The organism is Streptomyces sp. NPDC059679 (genome assembly GCF_042734105.1).
GTDB lineage: Bacteria > Actinomycetota > Actinomycetes > Streptomycetales > Streptomycetaceae > Streptomyces.
In genome coordinates this window covers 15,080-35,188 of sequence record NZ_JBHWES010000033.1, presented here as the reverse complement: position 1 = coordinate 35,188, position 20,109 = coordinate 15,080, and the positions used below count along the sequence as shown (strand labels likewise).

The 20,109-nt window shown below is 70.7% G+C and carries 16 protein-coding genes; 8 read left to right on the top strand and 8 right to left on the bottom strand.

What is annotated here, in order from left to right:
- Positions 1–101 precede the first annotated feature (101 nt).
- Entirely contained in the window at positions 102–1,379 is a 1,278-nt protein-coding gene (locus tag ACFV2X_RS30520; RefSeq protein WP_385622503.1) for a sensor histidine kinase, read from the bottom strand.
- Between the two features lie 311 nt (positions 1,380–1,690).
- Between ACFV2X_RS30520 and ACFV2X_RS30515 the strand changes: the two genes are divergently transcribed.
- Positions 1,691–3,904, top strand: coding sequence for an MMPL family transporter (locus ACFV2X_RS30515; RefSeq protein ID WP_385622502.1), 2,214 nt, complete (start codon positions 1,691–1,693; stop codon positions 3,902–3,904).
- Positions 3,905–4,023: 119 nt separating this feature from the next.
- On the opposite strand, the gene ACFV2X_RS30510 is transcribed toward ACFV2X_RS30515, so the two are convergent.
- Positions 4,024–4,644: a winged helix-turn-helix domain-containing protein gene (locus tag ACFV2X_RS30510; RefSeq protein ID WP_385622499.1), complete on the bottom strand. Its 621-nt coding sequence runs from the start codon at positions 4,642–4,644 to the stop codon at positions 4,024–4,026.
- Between the two features lie 362 nt (positions 4,645–5,006).
- Here ACFV2X_RS30510 and ACFV2X_RS30505 point away from each other — a divergent pair, with 362 nt between their 5' ends.
- From ACFV2X_RS30505 to ACFV2X_RS30485, 5 genes are all read left to right on the top strand, one after another.
- A complete protein-coding gene (locus ACFV2X_RS30505) occupies positions 5,007–5,378 on the top strand; it encodes a 5-carboxymethyl-2-hydroxymuconate Delta-isomerase (RefSeq protein ID WP_089506248.1) in 372 nt (123 codons plus the stop codon).
- 368 nt (positions 5,379–5,746) lie between these two features.
- The gene (locus tag ACFV2X_RS30500; protein WP_385622496.1) at positions 5,747–5,977 is read left to right on the top strand and encodes a hypothetical protein; all 231 of its coding nucleotides are present in this window, start codon (positions 5,747–5,749) and stop codon (positions 5,975–5,977) included.
- Positions 5,978–6,149: 172 nt separating this feature from the next.
- Positions 6,150–6,599, top strand: a complete 450-nt coding sequence (locus ACFV2X_RS30495) for an SPW repeat protein (RefSeq protein WP_385622494.1) — start codon at positions 6,150–6,152, stop codon at positions 6,597–6,599.
- A gap of 272 nt (positions 6,600–6,871) precedes the next feature.
- The gene (locus ACFV2X_RS30490) at positions 6,872–7,687 is read left to right on the top strand and encodes a carbon-nitrogen hydrolase family protein (RefSeq protein WP_385622493.1); all 816 of its coding nucleotides are present in this window, start codon (positions 6,872–6,874) and stop codon (positions 7,685–7,687) included.
- An 82-nt stretch (positions 7,688–7,769) separates the two neighbouring features.
- The gene (locus ACFV2X_RS30485) at positions 7,770–8,258 is read left to right on the top strand and encodes an inorganic diphosphatase (protein WP_385622491.1); all 489 of its coding nucleotides are present in this window, start codon (positions 7,770–7,772) and stop codon (positions 8,256–8,258) included.
- Positions 8,259–8,297: 39 nt separating this feature from the next.
- On the opposite strand, the gene ACFV2X_RS30480 is transcribed toward ACFV2X_RS30485, so the two are convergent.
- From ACFV2X_RS30480 to ACFV2X_RS30460, 5 genes are all read right to left on the bottom strand, one after another.
- On the bottom strand, positions 8,298–10,199 hold the full coding sequence (locus tag ACFV2X_RS30480) for an ABC transporter ATP-binding protein (protein WP_385622489.1): 1,902 nt from the start codon (positions 10,197–10,199) through the stop codon (positions 8,298–8,300).
- 156 nt (positions 10,200–10,355) lie between these two features.
- Entirely contained in the window at positions 10,356–11,570 is a 1,215-nt protein-coding gene (locus tag ACFV2X_RS30475; protein WP_385622487.1) for a sugar ABC transporter permease, read from the bottom strand.
- Entirely contained in the window at positions 11,567–12,349 is a 783-nt protein-coding gene (locus tag ACFV2X_RS30470) for an ATP-binding cassette domain-containing protein (RefSeq protein ID WP_385622484.1), read from the bottom strand. Before ACFV2X_RS30470 ends, ACFV2X_RS30475 begins: the two co-directional genes overlap by 4 nt.
- A 5-nt stretch (positions 12,350–12,354) precedes the next feature.
- The gene (locus ACFV2X_RS30465) at positions 12,355–13,458 is read right to left on the bottom strand and encodes a substrate-binding domain-containing protein (RefSeq protein WP_385622481.1); all 1,104 of its coding nucleotides are present in this window, start codon (positions 13,456–13,458) and stop codon (positions 12,355–12,357) included.
- 31 nt (positions 13,459–13,489) lie between these two features.
- The gene (locus ACFV2X_RS30460; protein WP_385622684.1) at positions 13,490–15,934 is read right to left on the bottom strand and encodes a SpoIIE family protein phosphatase; all 2,445 of its coding nucleotides are present in this window, start codon (positions 15,932–15,934) and stop codon (positions 13,490–13,492) included.
- A gap of 635 nt (positions 15,935–16,569) precedes the next feature.
- On the opposite strand from ACFV2X_RS30460, the gene ACFV2X_RS30455 reads away from it, so the two are divergent.
- Positions 16,570–17,754, top strand: coding sequence for an Ig-like domain repeat protein (locus ACFV2X_RS30455; RefSeq protein WP_385622479.1), 1,185 nt, complete (start codon positions 16,570–16,572; stop codon positions 17,752–17,754).
- Positions 17,755–17,880: 126 nt separating this feature from the next.
- Here the strand turns inward: ACFV2X_RS30455 and glnA are convergent, their stop codons facing one another.
- Positions 17,881–19,290 carry a type I glutamate--ammonia ligase gene (gene glnA / locus ACFV2X_RS30450; protein WP_385622477.1) on the bottom strand — a complete coding sequence of 470 codons (1,410 nt, stop codon included), beginning with the start codon at positions 19,288–19,290 and terminating at the stop codon, positions 17,881–17,883.
- A gap of 242 nt (positions 19,291–19,532) precedes the next feature.
- Between glnA and ACFV2X_RS30445 the strand changes: the two genes are divergently transcribed.
- The gene (locus ACFV2X_RS30445) at positions 19,533–20,000 is read left to right on the top strand and encodes an RDD family protein (protein ID WP_385622474.1); all 468 of its coding nucleotides are present in this window, start codon (positions 19,533–19,535) and stop codon (positions 19,998–20,000) included.
- The last annotated feature ends 109 nt before the right edge of the window (positions 20,001–20,109 follow it).

Sequence of the window (20,109 nt, the reverse complement as noted above, 5' to 3'; positions counted from 1 at the left end):
GGAGTCCCGCGGCCGACTGCCGCACGCTAACACCCGTGTCGTACGCTCCGCCCCCCGGTTTCCGGCTCCCTCAGGCAGCAACGGGTTCAGATAGCGACTCCTCAGACGGTGGGGCGCTGGGCGGAGAGCCGGCAGGGTATCTCGATCGTCGCCATCGTCGGCCCGCCGACCGGGCTGCTGATCGCCATCACCCCGTCGAAGGCGCCCAGCCGCCGCTGCACCCCGCTCAGCCCCGAGCCATCCGCCTGGGAAGCCCCGCCCCGCCCGTCGTCGGTCACCGCGATACGCAGGGCGCCATCGTCGTGGTGGATGTCGATCCACACCCGGTCGGCGCCGGAGTGCTTGGCCGCGTTTGTCAGCAGCTCGCTGATCGCGAAGTACGCCGCCGTCTCGACCGGTTCGTCGGTCCGCCCCGGGAGGTCCACCTCCACCTCAACGGACAGCGGCATCCGCAGCGCCAGGGCCCGCACAGCATCGCCCAGGCCACGCTCGGCCAGCACTGGCGGATGGATGCCGCGGACCAGGTCGCGCAGCTCGGCCAGCGCCTCGGCGGAGCTGGCGCGGGCCGCCGCAAGCAGCTCCTTGGCCTTGGCCGGGTCCTTCTCCATCAGCGCCTCGACGGTGCCCAGGCTCATGCCCATGGCGACCAGCCGGGCCTGTGCGCCGTCGTGCAGATCGCGCTCGATACGGCGCAGCTCGGCGGCGGAGGTGTCGACCGCGTCGTGCCGGGTCTCGGTGAGGTGATGGACCCGCTCGGCGAGCGTCATCCGCGGCGTGGGCGCGAGAAAGGCCCGGCCGACCAGGAAGTGCGCGCGCAGCAGTACGGGGGAGGTGAAGATGCCCATGACGAGGAGGCCACAGCCCAGCAGAGCGGCGTAGTTCGCGGTGGCCTGGGAGGTGACCGGGACGAATCCGTACCAGTAGGTGCCCGTCGCGCCCACGATCGGGTGCCAGGTGCCCAGCGCCAGCACCCAGCCCTCCAGCGCGTACGGCATCGGGGCGCATGCCAGCAGCGCCACGACGGCCCCGGCGGTCATGTCGACGATCAGCCACAACAGGTCCCGCCAGGTCGCCGGGTCCCTCAGCAGCAGGGAGCACTGCTCCACCACGCCCACGAGCCCGCCGCGCCGATCGGGAGGCAGGGCGCGGTACGGCAGCGGGATCTCGACGCCGGACCAGCGGGCGGCCAGCAGCCGCCGCTGATTGGCATGGGCGCGGACGAGAGCGAGCAGGGGCGGGGTGGTGAGCACCCCCACGCCCAGCGGGATGAAGGCCAGGGACAGCACCACCAGGACGAACAGCGTGATCGACCCGGCCAGCGAGGCGATCGCGAGCACCAGCCCACGGGCGGCGGCCACCAGCGCCTTGCGTACCCTCATCGGACATCTCCCTGACGCCGCTCCCGCGGGACCCGCGCCGGGGCCCGCGCCCGGCGCGGGACGCTCCCCATCGCCGGACGGTTCAAGTCTGGCGGACCCGGCCGCCCCGGTCACTCTGCCCTGCCCCCGTCCCGGGGTATACCTAGCCCCACCCCCGGGACTCTCCTTTTGCTTCAGCGGATTGGGGACTTGCGCGGCTGGGGCGGGAGCCCGCCGTTTTCTAGCGTCGATGACGTGACCTCAACAGTCCTTTCAGTCCGTTCAGTCCTGCCAGTTCCGGTCAGGACTCACACCTCCCGGGGGGAGACGCGATGAGCGCAACGAGGCGGGGCCTCGCCGTACGGCTCGGCGGGTGGAGCACCCGACACCGCAAGACCGCCATCATCGGCTGGCTGCTGTTCGTCGTGGTCGTCGCAGTCATCGGCGGCATGTCCGGCATCAATGAGATGACCAACTCCGAAGGCGGGACCGGCGACTCGGCGCGCGCCGAGAAGATCCTGGAGGACGCCGGGCTCAAGGACCCCGCCGGCGAGATGGTGATGCTGCGCAGCGCCGAGCCGGACGGCTGGCGGGATGCGGCGGGCGACCTCACGGCGCGGCTGGAGAAGACCGGCGAGGCGGTGCGGGTCCAGCCGCCGGTGCGCTCCGAGAGCGGCCGGGAAGGGCTGATCAGCTTTGAGATGAAGGGCGACGCGGACACCGCGGGGGAGCGGATCGAGCCGGTGCTCGACGCGGTGAAGCAGACCGAGGCGGCCCATGAGGGCGTTCAGGCGTACGAGGTCGGCGACGCCAGCTTCGCGCACAGCCTGGACGGCATCCTCTCCGGCGACATGAAGACGGCGGAGCTCACGGCCGTACCCCTGGCGCTGGGCATCCTGCTGGTGGTCTTCGGCGCCCTGGTCGCCGCGCTGCTGCCGGTCTTCCTCGGCGTGACCGCGTGCATCGGCACCTTCGGTCTGCTCGCGTTCGCCAGCCACAAGCTGCCGATGTTCTCCAGCACCCAGTCCGTGATGTTCCTGGTGGGGCTGGCCGTCGGCGTCGACTACTGCCTGTTCTACCTGCGCCGTGAGCGCGACGAGCGGGCCGCGGGCCGGGACCCCGAGACCGCGCTGCGCATCGCCGCCGCGACCAGCGGACGGGCCGTACTGGTCTCCGGCATCACGGTCATGCTGGCCATGTCCGGCATGTTCCTGTCGGGTCTGCTGCTCTTCAAGGGCTTCGCGGTCGCGACGATCCTGGTCGTCTTCACCGCGATGCTCGGCTCGGTGACGGTGCTGCCCGCGATGCTGTCCTGGCTCGGCGACCGGATCGACGCCGGACGGGTGCCGCTCCTCAACCGCCGCCGCCAGAAGGGCGTGCACGGCAGCGGCGGCATCTCGGGCCGGCTGATGAAGCCGGTGCTGGCCAAGCCGGGCCTGTTCGCGGTCATCGCCGGGGCGCTGCTGCTGGCCCTGTGCGCCCCCGCGCTGGGGATGAAGACCGAACAGCTCGGCATGGAGAAGCAGTTCGGCAAGGACTCCAGCCTGACGGTGGCCTTCAAGGCGATCACCGAGTCCTTCCCCGGCGGCCCCGCCCCGGCCGAGGTGATCGCACGGGCCGACGACGTCTCCTCGCCCCGCTTCCAGGGCGCGGTGGCCGACCTCAAGAAGAAGCTCGCCGCGGCGGGCGAGTTCGGCAAGACCGTCAAGGTCGAGCTGCACAAGGACGAGGGCGTGGCGCGTATCGAGGTGCCGCTGGCCGGAAACGGCTCCGACAACGCCTCCAAGCACGCCCTGAGCACCCTGAAGGACGACATCGTCCCGCAGGTCCTCGGCCCGGTCTCGGAGAAGGCGTACGTGGGTGGCGAGACGGCCGCGAACGTCGACTTCAACGACCAGCTCTCCGACGACTTCCTTCCGGTGTTCCTCTTCATCGCGGCCGTGACCTTCCTGCTGATGCTGGTCTGCTTCCGGTCGCTGCCGATCGCCATCGTGTCGATCCTGCTCAACCTGCTGTCGGTCGGGGCCGCGTACGGCACGATGACCGCCGTCTTCCAGCACGGCTGGGGCGCGGAGACGATGGGGATGGAGCCGGCCGGGGCGATCGAGGGCTGGATGCCGCTGTTCGTCCTGGTGATCCTCTTCGGCCTTTCGATGGACTACCACGTCTTCGTGGTCTCCCGGATCCGTGAGGCACACGAGCGGGGCCTGTCCACCCGGGAGGCGATCCGCGACGGCATCCGGTCCACGGCGGGCTCGATCACCGGTGCGGCCGCCATCATGGTCGCGGTGTTCGCGGTCTTCGCCCTGCTGCAGATGCAGGACATGCAGCAGATGGGTGTCGGCCTCGCGGTCGCGGTGCTGGTGGACGCCACGCTGGTCCGGATGGTGCTGCTGCCCTCGGTGATGGCGCTGCTCGGGGAGCGCAACTGGTACCTGCCGCGGGCGCTGTCCTGGCTGCCGCGCCTCGACCACGGCGGGCACGGCGAGGAGCCGCTGCCGCCCGCGGCCCAGAGCCACCAGCCGCCGGTGTCCATCGGCCGCTGACCTCCCCGCGAACACCAGCCCGCGAACACCAGCCCGCCGCGCCGGATCAGGCCGTAAGTCGCCTGACCCGGCGCGGCGGGCTTCGGGCTGTGGCGTCGGGGGCCTGAGGCGGTCGGGCCTCAGGCGGTCGGTACGTACTTGTAGCCGACCCGGCGGACCGTCACGATCGTGCCCCGGTACTCGGGGCCCATCTTCCGCCGCAGCCGGGCGACATGGACGTCCACGGTCCGTCCGTCGCCGACATGGCCGTACCCCCACACCGTGGTCACCAACTGGTCGCGGGTGTGCACCCGGTGCGGATGCGCCACGAGATGGGCCAGCAGCTCGAACTCCAGATACGTCAGATCGAGCGGCCGCCCGGCGACATGAGCGGTGCGCTGGTCGGGGTCGATCCGTACGAGCTCGTCGCCCGTGACCGCGCCGCGGTCCCCGGTCTGGCCATCCGGCCCGGTCTGCCCGCCTGGCCCGGTTTGGCCCGCCGCCGTGGTGTCGGCGGCCGGGACGAGCACGAGATAGCCGACCATCGGTGGCTGCCCGGGGAGCGAGGGCAGCGTATGGGCGGGAGCGGGCAGCCAGGTGGCGCCGGGATGCAGCAGTTCGGCGACCGGCGGCACCTCGTCGGGCGCGACGGCGCGCAGCCGCTGTCGGTGCGGATGGGAGTGGGGGTGCGGGTGACGGCCGGGAGTGGCGGCCGGGGAGGCGGAGGTGGAAGGAGCGGACAGACTACGGACGTTCGTCATGGGATTCGGCTCTTTCGCGCTCAAGGGGCGTCTGTGGACGTCGTGCGCGCGGGCTGGGCCGCCGGGGATCACCCGGGAGCGGGGCGGCTGAGCGGTCGAAGAACGACGTCAGCGGCCGAGCGAGCGGGCCCGCGCATGCGATGCGCGGCAACACTCGCGGTCGAAGTGGTGCGCCTGCCGGGACGGCCAGAACGGCTCGAGGTCGAGGGGACCCGTCGCGGCGTTATGGAGGCTGACCATAGGCATATTGAAGCAGACGACCGGCCCCCGGCGCTCGTCACGGTGGCGTAGTGCGACGATGCCCACGTAACGGGTCCGCGCGAGCGCGGACCCGCCACGACCCCGTAAGGAGCTCGTTCCCCATGCCGCACATCGTCGTCGAGTACTCCGACACCCTGACCGATGCCCTCGACCGGCGTGCCTTCGGCCTCGCCCTGCACCCCGTCGTCGCCAAGACCATCGATACGCAGGTCGCGGGCTGCAAGACCCGGTTCCGCCGGGTGGAGGACGCCGTTCTGGCGGACGGCGCCCCGCACCACGCCATGATCCACATAGAGGTGGCGATCCTGTCCGGCCGGGATGCCGAGACCAAGCGGGAGCTGTCCGCCGCCGTGCTGGAGGTCGCGCGCGCCCATCTGGCGCCGGTCCCGGGGCTGACCGTGCAGACCACCGTGAATGTGACCGACCTCGACCGCGCCTGGTATGCCAAGGACGAGCAGGTCTTCCCGGCCTGATCAGGCCCTGAGCAGGCTCTGATCAGGCCCTGAGCAGGCTCTGGTCAGGTCCTGAGCAGGCGCTGAGCAGGTAGCGCGGCCGCACTGCGCGGACGACCACCCGGTCACCCGCCTGAGCAACCCGTCCGAGGACCCCGCCCCGCTCGTGCCCGTGCTCCAGCTGCTGTGGTGCCCGTACGACCATGAGCGCTACTACGCACCCTGGCCCGAACTGAGCTGGTGCGCCTCCGGCGAGGTGGACGACGTACTGGCGGACCCGCCCCGCCCGGCGAACGCCCCGCACACCTGTCTGCCGGAGCCGGGCGGGCGGCTATCCCAACTGGACCCAGGAGCCCGACTGGCCCGGCTGTCCGGACTGCGGGCGCCGGATGGACCATCTGCTCACCGTCGACAGCGCGGAGTTCGACGGCGGGTCCGCGAAGACCTGGCTGCCCGTCGAGGACCGGCCGCCCGTGGGAGAGGTCCGGGACCTCCCGTACGAGCAGCGGAAAGCCGTGCAGCGGGCCCCGCTGATGATCGGCGATATGGGTGGTGTGTACGTGTTTATCTGCCCGTGCTGTCCAAAGATGCCGTACGACCACCGGTCCGACTCCAGCTGAGCCTGAGCCTGAGCCTGAGCCTGAGCCTGAACCGGCTGCTTCGCGGGCATAACCACTCCCTCGCATCTCAAACAGACATCTACCTATAAACCAAGGCGAGGCGCACAATGGTGGTGCGGCACAGCGCCGCACTGCGCGGTCAGACTTGCATGGATCGAAGGAGGCGAGTCGTATGGCCGACGTCTCACGCCACAGGAGCGATATCACGCGCCACCCCGATGTCACCGAGATGCGCGAGCGCTACGCACGCATGCTCGGCGCGAGGGATGTTGTCTTCGTCGATGGGCCGGTTCTCCTGGCCGGTCTCTACTTCGCCATCTCTCCCTGGGTGGTCCACTTCTCGGGCACCCGCCCCGACCTCACGGTCAACAACCTCATCCTGGGCATCAGCGTGGCCCTGCTGGGCGTCGGCCTGACCACGGCGCCGCGCCGGATGTACAGCCTGTGCTGGGCGATGTCCGCGATCGGTGTATGGATGATCATCTCTCCCTGGGTGGTCACACGGTTCCCCGACGCCGGAATGATCTGGAACAACGTCGTTGTCGGCGCCGTCACGTGCGTGCTCGGACTGGTCGCGGCGGGGGTGTTGATGCGCACCGGCCGCGAGGCGCGCGAAGTGTGAACCGACAGGTGCATTGACAGGTGAAACGGCAGGTGAATTGACGAGGGCCGGCGGCCGCATCACCCCCTGGGTGATGCGGCCGCCGGCTGTCATCCGAGGTCTCTCCGCTGACGAACGGCCAGTTCCTGCCTTGGACCGATGGGGTGGCGCCCTCGAGATACGGCCGAGATGTGCGGGCCGCACAATGAGCGCACCCCCGGGGCGTCACGTACACACCCGTAGGGACCACTCGAGGCCACGTCCAGGGAACAGGGAATGAGGCAGATCGCGTCATGCGCATTGCACTGAGCCAGATCGTCAGCGGCCCGCGCCCGGAGCGGAACCTTGCCGTCCTTCGGGAGCAGGCACACCGTGCCGCGGCGGCCGACGCCCGCTTGATCGTCTTCCCCGAGGCCGCCATGGCGTGCTTCGGCACCCCGCTGGGGCCGCTCGCCGAGCCGCTGGACGGGCCGTGGGCCACCGAGGTGCGGCAGATCGCCAAGGACACGGGTCTGGTGGTCGTGGCGGGGATGTTCACCCCGGCGCGCGACGGCCGGGTGGCCAACACTCTGCTGGTCACCGGTCCCGGGGTGGAGACCTCGTACGACAAGATCCATCTGTATGACGCCTTCGGTTACGCGGAGTCCGACTCCGTAGCGCCCGGTTCCAAGGTGGTGACCTTCGACCTCCAGGGCCTCCGGATCGGCCTGGCCACCTGCTACGACGTGCGCTTCCCCGAGCTGTTCCGGGCCCACGCCGACGCCGGCGCACATCTCTCCCTGCTGCCCGCCTCCTGGGGCGCGGGGCCCGGTAAGCGCGAACAGTGGGAGCTGCTGATCCGGGCGCGGGCGCTGGACGCCACCGTCTGGCTGGCCGCCGTGGGCCAGGCCGATCCCGCGGCCACCGGCACCCTGGAGTCCGAGGCGGCCGATCCAATGGCCCCCACCGGCATCGGCCACAGCGCCGTGGTCGGCCCCGACGGGACCGTACGGCAGCGGCTGGGGGCGACCCCGGGGCTGCTGGTGGCGGAGATCAGCAGCGACGAGGTGACGGCCGTCCGGCGCAAGGTGTCCGTCCTGGCCAACCGGAGGCTCGGCCGGAACATATGACGTACGGGCTGCCCGTACGGCGCTCACGGCGCACACTGGAAGCGCGCGCCGGGCGTGCGGGTGTCCGGGGGAGGAGGTCGCGATGGAATTCGACGTCGTCGTGGAGATCCCCGAGGGATCGCGCAACAAGTACGAGATGGACTTCGAGGCGGGGCGGATCCGGCTGGACCGGATGCTGTTCACCGCCACCAAGTACCCGGCCGACTACGGCTATATCGACCACACCCTGGGGCGCGACGGCGATCCGCTGGACGCCCTGGTCACGGTCGGTGAGCCCACGTTCCCCGGGTGTGTCATCGAGTGCCGGGCCATCGGGATGTTCTGCATGAGCGACGAGAAGGGCCCGGACGAGAAGATCCTGTGCGTCCCCGCCCACGATCCGCGCTACGCCGATGTGCAGGACATCGGCGATGTCTCGGAGTTCGACCGGATGGAGATCACCCACTTCTTCGAGGTCTACAAGGACTTGGAACCCGGCAAGTCCGTCGAGGGCTCCCACTGGGAGGGCCGCGACCAGGCATACGCGGAGATAGCGGCCTCGCGGGCCCGGGCGGCGGAGTCGGCCCGCTGAGTCAGTTCGGGACCGCTGAGTCAGCCCGGGACGGCTGAGTCAGTTCGGGACCGCTGGGGCGTCCGGGGTGGTGCCCCGGTCGTTCTGAAGGGCCCACAGCTCCCGGAACAGCCCGGGGGAGTCGACCAGTTCCGCGAAGGTGCCCTGCTGGATCACCCGGCCGCGGTCCAGGACCACGATGCGGTCGGCCACGGCGACGTTCGCCAGGCGGTGGGTGACCAGGACGACCGCGCGGTCCCGCGCCAGCCGCCGCAGCCCCGCGAAGATACGGTGCTCGGCGCGGGCGTCGAGGGCGCTGGTGGGCTCGTCCATCACCAGCAGCCCGGCGGGCCGGTGGAAGGCGCGCGCCAGGGCGATCCGCTGCCACTGGCCGCCGGACAGCTCCACCCCGCCCCACCACTGCCGGGCCAGCAGGGTGTCCAGACCGCTGCGCAGCCCGTCCAGGACCTCATGCGCCCCGGAGTGCACGGCGGCCTCCCGCACCGCCTCGTCGCCGCCGTGCGGCTGGCCGAGGGTGATGTTCTCGCGGGCGGACAGCGGCCAGTGGGCGTAGTCCTGGGGGACGACCGCGGTGTGCCGCCACAGCGCGTTCGGATCGAGGTCACCGGTCTTGGCGTCGTCCCAGGTCACCGCGCCGTCGGTGGGCAGGTAGAGACCCGTGAGCAGCTTGCTCAGGGTGGTCTTGCCGGAGCCGTTCTCGCCGACGAGGGCGAGGACTTCGCCGCGCCGGACCTCGACGCTCACCTCGTCCAGGGCCGGCGCGTCCGACTCCGGATACCGGTAGGTGACCGACTCGGCCCTGACCACCTTCGGGGCGGACGGGATCCGGCCGCCGCGCCGCATCCGGTGGCCGCCCGCCTCCTCGATGAACTCCGCCCAGTCGTCCAGATACAGCCCGGTACGGAACAGCCGGGTGCCGTATCCGACCATGCCGCGCAGTGAGGAGCCCACCGTGCGCAGCGCGAAGACCGCGGTGCCAGCCGAGGCGACGGACATCCGCCCCGAGCTCAGGAGCAGCGCCAGCGCCGCCCACACCAGCCCGGAGGCGATCCCTCCGGCCAGCGCGCCCAGCACCGCGAACCGCGCCCCGCGGTGGGCCGCCCGGTCGGTCGCGGCGTCGACCCGTGCGCCGATGGCGCGGTAGCGGTCGAGCAGGAAGGTGGCCATGGTGCCCGAGCGCAGCTGGTCGGCGATGTCCTTGTCGACCATGTACCAGCGCAGCAGCCCGAGCGTGCGCCGCTCGGCGCTCATCGCCCGCGAGGTCTCGTAGTGCACCCGGGCCGCCTTCATCCCGGCCACCCCCTGCGGCAGCGCGGCGAGCAGCAGCAGCGGCAGCAGCGCCGGGTGCAGTACGGTCACCACGCCCGCCGCCGCCACCAGGGAGGCGAGGCAGGCCGTCAGCTGCTGGGACTCGATGATCAGATCCTGGGCCACGACGGCGCCCCGGTCGGCCGCGTCCCACTTGTCGTTGAACCCCGGGTTGTCGTACGCCGCGAGCTCGGCGTTGATCGCCGAGTCCAGCATCCGCATCTCGGCCTCCCGGGAGATCCGGGGGGCGAGTCTGGTGGAGATGTTGGATACGGCGATGCCCAGCAGGGCCCGTAATCCGGCCGCCCCGGCCAGCACCGCGAGCGAGGGCAGTGCCTCCTGGACCCGCTCGGCCATATGCCCGGAGGAGATCAGCGCCGTGATGGTGCCGGTGGTGGCCAGCAGCCCGAACGCCTCGAAGACCCCCGACAGCACCTGGCACAGCATCAGCCCCACCACCGCCCTGCGGTCCACCTGCCACGCCAGCACCAGCGCCCGCCGCACCAGCTGCGGCAGCCTGCGGGCCATGGAGCGGCTGGTGATCGGGTTCCGCTCGAACGCCGCGAGCGTGGCCGACCGGTACCGCAGTTCCTCGGCGGGCTGGGCTGTCATCGACCTGGGCTGGGCTGCCATCGATCCCCCCTTGTCGCCGTGCGTCGGTCCCACACGCTGCCGCACGGCCCGCCGCGCCGCCCGGCATACGGCGCGCATCCACCCGAACGGGGCACGGCCCGGCCCGGCCGCGGGCGTCAGGCCAGGCCATCGGGCGTCAGGCCAGGCCGCCGGGCGTCAAGCTCGGCCGCGCGATTTCTGGGAGCGCCGGGAGAGCGAGTCGAGGACGACCGCGGCCAGCAGCACCCCGCCGGTGATCATGAACTGGAGGGCCGACTCGACGCTCAGCAGGGCCATGCCGGAGGAGAGCGACTGGATGACCAGGATGCCCAGCAGCGCGCACCAGGTCCGGCCGTGCCCGCCGAACAGGCTCGTACCGCCGATCACGGCCGCCGCGAGCGCGTTCAGCAGCAGGATGCCGGTGCCGGAGGGCTGGCTCACCGAGGTGATCCGCGAGGCCAGGAACAGCCCGCCGAGCGCGGCCATCGTGCCGGACACCATGAGGACCGAGATCCGCACCCATGTCACCCGCACCCCGGCCCGGCGGGCTGCCTCGACGCCGCCGCCCAGCGCGTACACCGTGCGGCCGTAGGGCGTGCGGCGCAGCAGCACATCCAGGGCTGCGACCAGGACCACGAAGATCAGCAGGGCGAGCGGCAGGCCCTGGAACTGGTTGAGCACATAGGCCGCCGCGAACGCGACCACCGCGATCGCCGCGGTGCGCACCACGATCTCGTGCAGCGGCCGGTACGGCATCTCCGCGGCCTTGCGGCGCCGCCGGTCGCGGTACGCGGCGAGGAAGAAGGCGGCCGGGCCGAGGGCGGCGAGGCTGTAGGCGGCGGCGATGTCGTTGAAGTAGTAGCTGGTCAACTTGGCGACCAGGCCCTGGCTGTCGAGGTTGATGGTGCCGCTCTGGCCGAGCAGGTAGAGGGTGAGGCCGTTCCAGGCCAGCAGCCCGGCGAGGGTGACGACGACCGCCGGTACGCCGAATCTGGCGAAGAAGAACCCGTGCAGGGCCCCGATCAGCGAGCCCAGGAGCACCGCGAAGATCAGGGCGAGCCATTCCGGCAGACCCTCGTTGACGGCCAGCACCGCGAAGACGGCCGCCGCCAGCCCGGCGACCGAGCCGACCGACAGATCGATCTCCCCGATCAGCAGCACGAAGACGATGCCGACGGCGATCAGGCCGGTGCCCACGATGTCCACGCTCAGGTTGGACAGATTGCGCGGGGAGAGGAAGTTGTCGTTCAGGATCTCGAAGACGGCCCACAGCACGATCAGGCCGAGACCGACCGGCAGCGCGCCCAGCTCTCCTTCGCTCAGCCGCCGCCGTATGTCGCCCAGGACGCCTTTGACGCGCCGCCGGCCGGGCACCAGAGCGCGGCCGGTCACAGCCCGGCCTCCCCGGGGCGGGGCGGACGGCGGGCATGGGAGGTGGCGCCGGTGATGGAGGAGATGATCTGTTCCTGGGACGTGGTCATCACATCGAAGAAGCCGTTGTTGCGGCCCAGGCGCAACACCGCAGCCTGGTCCGCCACGGCCTTCACATCGCCCATGTTGTGGCTGATCAGCAGCACTCCGAGCCCGTGGTCGCGGAGCCGGTCCACCAGATCGAGGACGTGCGAGGTCTGCTCGACGCCCAGGGATGCCGTGGGCTCGTCGAGCAGCAGCAGCCTCGGCTCGCCGAGCAGCGAGCGGGAGATCGCGACGGTCTGCCGCTGGCCGCCGGAGAGCGTGGCCACCGGGACACGCACATCGGGGATGCGGATGGACAGGCTTTCCAGCAGGCCACGGGTGCGGCGCTCCATCTCCACCTCGTCGAGGATGCCGAGCCTGCGCACCTCGCGGCCGAGGAAGATATTGCCGACGACATCGAGGTTCTCGCACAGCGCCAGGTCCTGGTAGACGGTCGCGATGCCCAGGCTCTGTGCGTCGTGGGGGCGCCTGACCTGGACCGTATGGCCCTGCCACTCGACGAACCCCTGGTCGGCCGGGCCGACCCCGGCGATCACCTTGACGAGGGTGGACTTACCGGCGCCGTTGTCGCCCAGCAGGGCGACGACCTCACCGGTGTGGATCTCCAGATCGACGTCGGCGAGCGCTTGGACGGCGCCGAAACGCTTGGAGACGCCGCGCAACGCCAGCAGAAGCGGACCCGGCACGGTCACCATCTCCCCTACGGCATGAGCCCGGCCCTCTCACAGGCGGACCGGTACTGCGGGGTACATATCTGGCTAATCGTGTACATACCATCCTTGACCACCGTCTTCTTGATGGAGTGCACGGTCAGCGGGATCGGGCGGAGCAGCACGGCAGGTACGTCGCCGCGCACCCGGTCCCTGGCGAGGGGCCCGGGGCCCCTGCCGTGGGCCAGGGCGACGGCGATCTCGGCGGCCGCGTACGCCTCGGGCTTGAACGGCTTGTAGACGGTCATGTACTGCTCGCCGTCGACGATCCGCTGGATGGCCGCGAGCTCGGCGTCCTGGCCGGTGACCGGGGGGATCGGCCGGATGCTGTTTGCCCTGAGGGCGGCGATGACGCCGGAGGCGAGGCCGTCGTTGGCGGAGTAGACGCCGTTGATGCGGTGGGGCCCGAGCGCGGCGATGGCGCCGGACATATCGGTGTAGGCGTTCTCCGGCCGCCATCCGGCCGCGTCGTACGACTTGTCGATCCTGACCTTGCCGGCGAGGACGGACAGCGCCCCCTTCTTGAACGCGACCCCGTTGGGGTCGGCCTGGTCGCCGTTGATCATGACGATCCCGCGGTCGTGCGCGGGGCGGTGGCCCATGGCCCTCAGCAGCGCCCGCGCCTGGAGCCTGCCGACCTCCTTGCCGTCGAAGGAGACATAGGCCGAGATGGGGCCCTGAACGAGTCGGTCGTACGACAGGACCGGGATACGCGCGTGATGCGCCTTCACGACCGCGGGGCGCATCGCCTTGGCGTCCACCGGGACCAGGACCAGGGCGTCCACGCCCCTGATGATCATCGAGTCCACCTGCTGCTGCTGCATGGCCACATCGCCCTGGCCGCTGACGGACCGCACCTCGCAGTCGTGGCACAGCTGGTGGATCCGCCGCTCGATCAGGGGCCGGTCGAAACGGTCCCAGCGCGGAGTGGTGCTGTCCGGCACGAGCAGGCCGATCGTCGGCCGGCCCGCGGTCGGGGGCGAGACGGGCCGTACGGCGGTGCCGGACTCGGCGGCCTTGCCGCAGGCCCCCAGCGCGAGGGCCAGGGACACCGCGGCCACGAGGACGACGGCATCGCGGGGACGACCTCTCACGATGGGAAGCACCTCCTCACACGCACACGGGCTAGCTGGCGCCGTCCACAACCCCGCCGTCCTGCGCCATGACGACCTCGCTCCACACCTGCTTGCCGCCGCTGACCGGCACCGAACCCCAGGTCGTCGACATCGCCTCGACCAGGAGCAGGCCCCGGCCGCCCGTCGACTCCCAGTCCACGAGAACCGGCTTGGCGGGCGCCCGCGGCGACGAATCGCTCACCGCGACCCGCAGCCGGTCCCCGGCCAGCGTGAGGTCGAGCCGCACCGGGCCCTGCGTATGCACCAGGGCGTTGGTGACCAGCTCGGAGACCACGAGCAGCACCATGTCGGCCTCTTTGGACACGCCCCAGGAGCGCAGCGTGCGCCCGGTGAAGCGGCGCGCGTGCATCACGGCGTCGGGCAGCCGCCACACCGCCCAGCCGGCCCGGGTCGGCCGGACCTTCATCCCGTCGTAGCGCAGCAACAGCAGGGCCACGTCGTCGTCGCGCCGGCTCAGATCGCCCAGCAGCGAGTCGGCCAGCCGTCCGGCGTCGGACGGATCCGCGTCGGAGAGCGCCCCGCGCACCCGCAGCAGACCGTCGTCCAGGGGCAGGCTCGCGGACTCGACCAGCCCGTCCGTCAGCAGCGTCAGCACCGTACCGGGGGCAAGACCGACCGCGGTCATGGCGTACTCCGCGTCGGCGAGCACCCCCAGCGGCGGCCCGCCCTCGGCCTCCACCTCCTCGGTGGAGCCGTCCGGGTGGCGCAGCAGCGGCGGCAGATGACCGGCCCGTACGAACCAGGCGTCGCCCTCCTCCATGTCCAGCTCGACATAGGCGCAGGTGGCGAACAGCTCCGTCTCCATGCCGACGAGCAGCCGGTTGGCGTGGCAGACCACCACGTCGGGCGGATGGCCCTCCACCGCGTACGCCCTGATGGCCGTCCGTATCTGGCCCATGATGGTCGCGGCCCCGGCGCTGTGCCCCTGGACGTCGCCGATCACCAGCGCCACATGGCCGTTGGGCAGCGGGATGACGTCGTACCAGTCGCCGCCCACCTCGAGCCCGCTCATCGCGGGCAGATAGCGCGCCACGGCCACCCCGCCGGGGAGCTCGGGCAGCCTGCGGGGCAGCAGGCTGCGCTGCAGCATGGTGGCGAGCTCGTGCTCGGCGTCGTACGCGTGGGCGCGCATCAGGGCCTGACCCACCAGGCCCGCCGTCGCGGTCAGCAGCGACCGCTCCTCCGGGCAGAACGCATGCGGCTCCTCCCAGCCGACCAGACAGACCCCGACCACCCGGCCCTGCGCCGGGAGCGGCAGAACGGCGAGGCCGCCGGCGCCCATGTCGGCGAGACCGGGCTCCAGGCGGCCGCCGGGCGGCAGCAGGGTGATCCGGTCCTCGCGCAGCGCGGTCTCCACCGTGGGCAGTACGCGGGTCGGCACATCGGGCCACTCCGACCGCCACTCGGACCGCCACATCCCAGGCCAGGCCCCCGGCTGCGGCGGGTCGAGGGCGGTCACCACCAGCCGGTCGCCCTCCAGCTCGGCGAGCGCCACCCGGTCGGCCCCCAGCGGCTCGCGCAGCGCGGCTGTCACCACCAGGCTGACGTCCCGGACGGTCATCGCGTTGGCCAGCGCCGCGGACAGCCGCTGCACCCGGGAGACCTCGTCGGCGGTGGGCCGCAGATACGAGGCGTCCGCCACCAGGCCCAGGAGCCGCTCGGGGGTGCCCACGGCATCGCCCTGGATCCGGCAGCACAGCCGCAGCCAGCGCAGCTCGCCGGTGGGCCGGCGGATCCGGAACTCCAGGTCACGGCTGCCGAGACTCAGCTGACCAGGCTCGACGATGGCCATCAGCGCGGGCAGGTCGTCCGGCACGGTATGCGCCAGCAGCGTCTCCACCCGTCCGTCGAACGCCTCCGGGGAGATGTCCACCAGCTCCAGCAGCTGTGTGTCCGCGTCGATCCGCCCGGTGTTCAGCACCAGGGTGAACGAGCCGACGTGAAGGTGGTCGAGCGCCGAGCGCAGTACCGACAGCGGCCCGCCCCGGTCCGGCACCCCGCCACCGGCGTCCTGGGCCGGTGTGCCCGCCTTGAGCTGGGCGGCGATCTGGTCGGCGTACAGCTCCAGGAAATTGCGCTGCTCGGCGTCGAAGCCGTCCCCGGGGTAGACCACGACCAGGCAGCCCAGCCGCCTGCCGTCCGCCCCCAGCGGCAGCGCGCCCAGCGACATATCGGCCGGGAGGGCCTGCGGGGCGTTCTCCCCGTAGGCGGCGAGCTTCTCGGAGGTCGACCACTGGGGCCGCCCGGTGCGGAAGGCGTCGGCGACGGGTGAGCGCCCGGACAGCGGATAGCTGGTCGGCAGCCCGTACAGGGCGCGCGGACCGCCGGCCGTCTCGGTCAGCCGCAGCTCGTCGCCGTCCGCGGACAGTACGTAGACAGCCGTCAGCGCCGCCGTGGCGAACACCATGGCCTGCTCCGTCACGGCGCGCTCCATCGCCGGCGGCCGGAGGCCGACACTGGACGCCCCGACATCCTGGTCCCTCCTCGGCCGCGTGATGTCCACTCCGGAGCCGCCTTGGCCGGCCATGTCGCCATTCCACCTCCTGGCCCGCCTGTGTGCCACCCACACACGTGATGGCGCTCACACAAACAGGATGGCATAGCCGCCACGGAACGAGTGGGGTCCGGCCGAACGCTGGTGATCTGCGGAAATGGATCTGCGGGAGGGATCTCCGGCAATGGATCTTCGGGAACGGATCTTGAGGCGGGGGTCTTGCGAGGCGGGAGGCAGAGCTCATATGTCTAACCCGCGCCGCACGGCATGCGCCGCCCGCGCCCCGCGAGCCGTAGAGCGCTGCGCCATTCAGGGTAATTCGCGGTCATCTCTATGGCGTAACCGTGTTGACGGCGCGCCTACTAGTCGTACTGACCGGTGGGTTTTCCCATCTGCCGGGGGACGGCGACGCGTATGTGACGCAGCGTCAGTCGCCGTGATGAGCCCCCCTGACACATGAAGCGCCCGCTCCGCCCGGCTCAAGGCTGCACGCGGCGCGATACGGCCCACCGTCATCCATCCACAGCACACAGCAGCACGGAGGGCTCATCATGCCTAGTCCCACGATTACCCTGGTGACCGTATCGCCGAATCCGGCGGTCGTCGGCCAGTCGGTCACCGTCACCGCCACCGTGATCCCGCTCGGAGTGGGGAGTCTCACCCCCGCCACGGTGACCTTCACTCTCGCCGGGGGCACGCCCGCCTCGCAGACCGTGAGCCTGACGGGCACCACTGCCTCGGCGACCTTCACCGGCCTGGGCGTTGGTGCTCACACGGCCACCGCGTCGTACAACGGCAACACGGACTTCACGGCCTCCACCGGCTTCAACACTGTGGTCGTCATCCAGGGCCAGACGACCACGACGGTGAACTCCTCGCCGAACCCGTCGTCAGTGGGGCAGACGGTGAACATCACCGCCACGGTCGCGCCGGTGTCACCCGCGACGGGCACCCCGACCGGCACGGTCACGTTCTCCATCACCGGCGCAGGGGGAGGAACGTTCACCCAGCCCCTGGTGAGCGGCGTGGCCACGCTCCCCATCAGCACCCTGGGCGCCGGCTCGCACACCATCACAGCGCTCTACAACGGCAGCACGGACTTCCTGCCGTCCGCCGGTTCCGGCACCCAGACGGTGAACTCGGGACCGGTGGCCACGACGACGACGGTGAGCTCCTCGCCCGACCCGTCGGTGTACGGACAGTCGGTCACCTTCACCGCCACCGTCACGCCGAACCCGCCCGGGACGGGCACGCCGACCGGCACGGTCACCTTCACCATCGACGGTCCCGGCGGCGGCACCTCCGCTCCCATCACGCTGTCGGGGGGTGTGGCGACTTTCATCACCAGCGGCCTCGGCGCCAGTGCCACCGCGCACAACGTGACCGCCGTCTACACCCCGAACACGCCAAACTTCATCACCTCGACGGGGACCGACACCCAGCTGGTGAACAAGGCGAACACGAAGACGACGGTCAGCTCCAACCCCAACCCCTCCACGGTGGGGCAGACGGTCACCTACGTCGCCTTCGTGGAGGCCGTGCCGCCCGGGTTGGGAAACCCCACGGGGAACGTGAACTTCACAGTCAGCAACAACGTCTCCTCCCTGGTCGGCACCGCGCCCGTCAGCGGTGGTTTCGCCTTCCTCACTGACGCCGGCCTGGCCGCAGGCACGTACAACGTCGCCGCGAGCTATGTCGGAGACGCCAACTTCAACGGATCGACCAACACCAACACCTACACCCAGACGATCAACGCCTGACCGACGCGCCCGGCGCCGCCGGGAGCAGGGGCACCTCCGACAAGAACTGAGCGGAAAGCACTGAGCCTCGCCACCGCCCGTCGGGCGGTGGCGAGGCTCAGCCGTGTCCGGGCGAGGCCGGTCGGATCACACGTCGAAGTAGAGCTCGAACTCGTGCGGGTGCGGACGCAGCTGCAGCGGAGCGATCTCGTTGGTGCGCTTGTAGTCGATCCAGGTCTCGATCAGGTCCGAGGTGAAGACATCGCCCTGGAGCAGGAACTCGTGGTCGGCCTCGAGAGAGTCGAGAACGGCCGGGAGCGAGGTCGGGACCTGCGGGACGCCCGCGTGCTCCTCGGGGGCGAGCTCGTAGAGGTCCTTGTCGATCGGCTCGGCCGGCTCGATCTTGTTCTTGATGCCGTCCAGACCCGCGAGGAGGAGGGCGGAGAAGGCCAGGTACGGGTTGCCGGAGGAGTCCGGGGCGCGGAACTCGACGCGCTTGGCCTTCGGGTTGGAGCCGGTGATCGGGATACGCATCGCGGCGGAGCGGTTGCGCTGCGAGTACACCAGGTTGACCGGGGCCTCGAAGCCCGGGACCAGACGGTGGTAGGAGTTCACCGTCGGGTTGGTGAAGGCCAGCAGCGACGGGGCGTGCTTGAGGATGCCGCCGATGTAGTAGCGGGCCATGTCCGACAGCCCCGCGTAGCCCTGCTCGTCGTAGAAGAGGGGCTCGCCACCCAGCCACAGGGACTGGTGGACGTGCATGCCCGAGCCGTTGTCACCGAAGATCGGCTTGGGCATGAAGGTCGCGGTCTTGCCGTTCTTCCACGCGACGTTCTTGACGATGTACTTGAAGAGCTGCAGGTCATCGGCAGCGGCAAGCAGCGTGTTGAACTTGTAGTTGATCTCGGCCTGGCCGGCGGTGCCCACCTCGTGGTGCTGGCGCTCGACCTGGAGGCCGGACTTGTTCAGCTCGAGGCTGATCTCGGCGCGCAGATCGGCGAAGTGGTCGACCGGCGGGGTCGGGAAGTAGCCGCCCTTGTAGCGGACCTTGTAACCGCGGTTGTCCTCCAGCGCACCGGTGTTCCAGGCGCCCGCCTCGGAGTCGATGTGGTAGAACGCCTCGTTCGACTTGGTCTCGAAGCGGACGCTGTCGAACACGTAGAACTCGGCCTCGGGGCCGAAGTACGCGGTGTCGGCGATACCGGTGGAGGCGAGGTATGCCTCGGCCTTCTTGGCGATGTTCCGCGGGTCACGGCTGTACTGCTCACCCGTGATCGGGTCGTGGATGAAGAAGTTGATGTTGAGCGTCTTGTCCCGCCGGAACGGGTCGACACGGGCCGTCGACAGGTCCGCACGCAGAGCCATGTCCGACTCGTGGATCGCCTGGAAACCGCGGATCGACGAGCCGTCGAAGGCGAGCTCCTCGTGCGGGTCGAACGCCTCCGCCGGTACGGTGAAGTGCTGCATGACGCCGGGAAGGTCACAGAACCGGACGTCTACGAACTTGACGTCCTCGTCCGAGATGAACTTCCGAGCGTCGTCGGCGTTCTGGAACATCCAACTCCTCCTAGCCCGGCCGCGGGGGACGGGGATTTGTTCGGTCGCGCGGCTCATGTGCGGCTGGCGCGCTGGGGCCGACCATAGGCAGACGGGATTTCCCAAGCATGACCCATTTGTTTCACCCAGGTTAACCGGCATACGTCTCGTGCGCGTGGGGCATGTGAGGCCGGGGCGCGGTCCGGGGCCCGGTCCGGGGCCCGGTCCGTAGGGACCGTATGCCATCGCAGTACCGTGGTCGCGTGGATAAGAGGCAAGCAATCGGATCATGGCTCTCCGGGCCGCGCGCGGCCGCCGAGGACATGGGCGTCGAGCTGGGCTACCGGGGCGAGGCACTGGGGCTTCCCGAGAGCGGGCCGGGCTCCATCGCGCCCATCGGACGCCGCCTCGGGGCGCTGCTCATCGACTGGGGACTGTGCCTGCTCGTCTCCTATGCGCTGCTGTCCGGCGGCAAGGCGCAGGCCACGGGCAACTGGGCGCTGGCCGTCTTCTTCGTACTGAGCGTGCTCACCGTCGGCACGGTCGGCTGCACCCCCGGAAAGCTACTGCTGAAGCTGCGCGTGATCTCCGCGAGCGGAGGGCGGCTGAGCCTGCCGCGGGTGGTGCTGCGCAGCGTGCTGCTGCTGATCGTGATCCCCGCGGTGGTCTGGGACCGGGACACCCGCGGTCTGCACGACCGGTTCGCGAACTCGGTGCAGATCCAGGTCTGAGGCCGCCTGAGGCCGGTGCTCGTACGACTGGGCTGAAACGACTGGGGCGGCCCGGAAACTCCATTCCCGGCCGCCCCAGTCGTATGCGGTCCTGTTGTGCTGGTACGGG

What these genes read in the sequence shown, in the direction of transcription:
- ACFV2X_RS30520 (WP_385622503.1), bottom strand. Translation starts at nt 1,379, where the DNA reads ATGAGGGTACGCAAGGCGCTGGTGGCCGCCGCCCGTGGGCTGGTGCTC.
- ACFV2X_RS30515 (WP_385622502.1), top strand. Translation starts at nt 1,691, where the DNA reads ATGAGCGCAACGAGGCGGGGCCTCGCCGTACGGCTCGGCGGGTGGAGC.
- ACFV2X_RS30510 (WP_385622499.1), bottom strand. Translation starts at nt 4,644, where the DNA reads ATGACGAACGTCCGTAGTCTGTCCGCTCCTTCCACCTCCGCCTCCCCG.
- ACFV2X_RS30505 (WP_089506248.1), top strand. Translation starts at nt 5,007, where the DNA reads ATGCCGCACATCGTCGTCGAGTACTCCGACACCCTGACCGATGCCCTC.
- ACFV2X_RS30500 (WP_385622496.1), top strand. Translation starts at nt 5,747, where the DNA reads ATGGACCATCTGCTCACCGTCGACAGCGCGGAGTTCGACGGCGGGTCC.
- ACFV2X_RS30495 (WP_385622494.1), top strand. Translation starts at nt 6,150, where the DNA reads ATGGCCGACGTCTCACGCCACAGGAGCGATATCACGCGCCACCCCGAT.
- ACFV2X_RS30490 (WP_385622493.1), top strand. Translation starts at nt 6,872, where the DNA reads ATGCGCATTGCACTGAGCCAGATCGTCAGCGGCCCGCGCCCGGAGCGG.
- ACFV2X_RS30485 (WP_385622491.1), top strand. Translation starts at nt 7,770, where the DNA reads ATGGAATTCGACGTCGTCGTGGAGATCCCCGAGGGATCGCGCAACAAG.
- ACFV2X_RS30480 (WP_385622489.1), bottom strand. Translation starts at nt 10,199, where the DNA reads ATGGCAGCCCAGCCCAGGTCGATGACAGCCCAGCCCGCCGAGGAACTG.
- ACFV2X_RS30470 (WP_385622484.1), bottom strand. Translation starts at nt 12,349, where the DNA reads ATGGTGACCGTGCCGGGTCCGCTTCTGCTGGCGTTGCGCGGCGTCTCC.
- ACFV2X_RS30460 (WP_385622684.1), bottom strand. Translation starts at nt 15,934, where the DNA reads ATGGAGCGCGCCGTGACGGAGCAGGCCATGGTGTTCGCCACGGCGGCG.
- glnA (WP_385622477.1), bottom strand. Translation starts at nt 19,290, where the DNA reads ATGTTCCAGAACGCCGACGACGCTCGGAAGTTCATCTCGGACGAGGAC.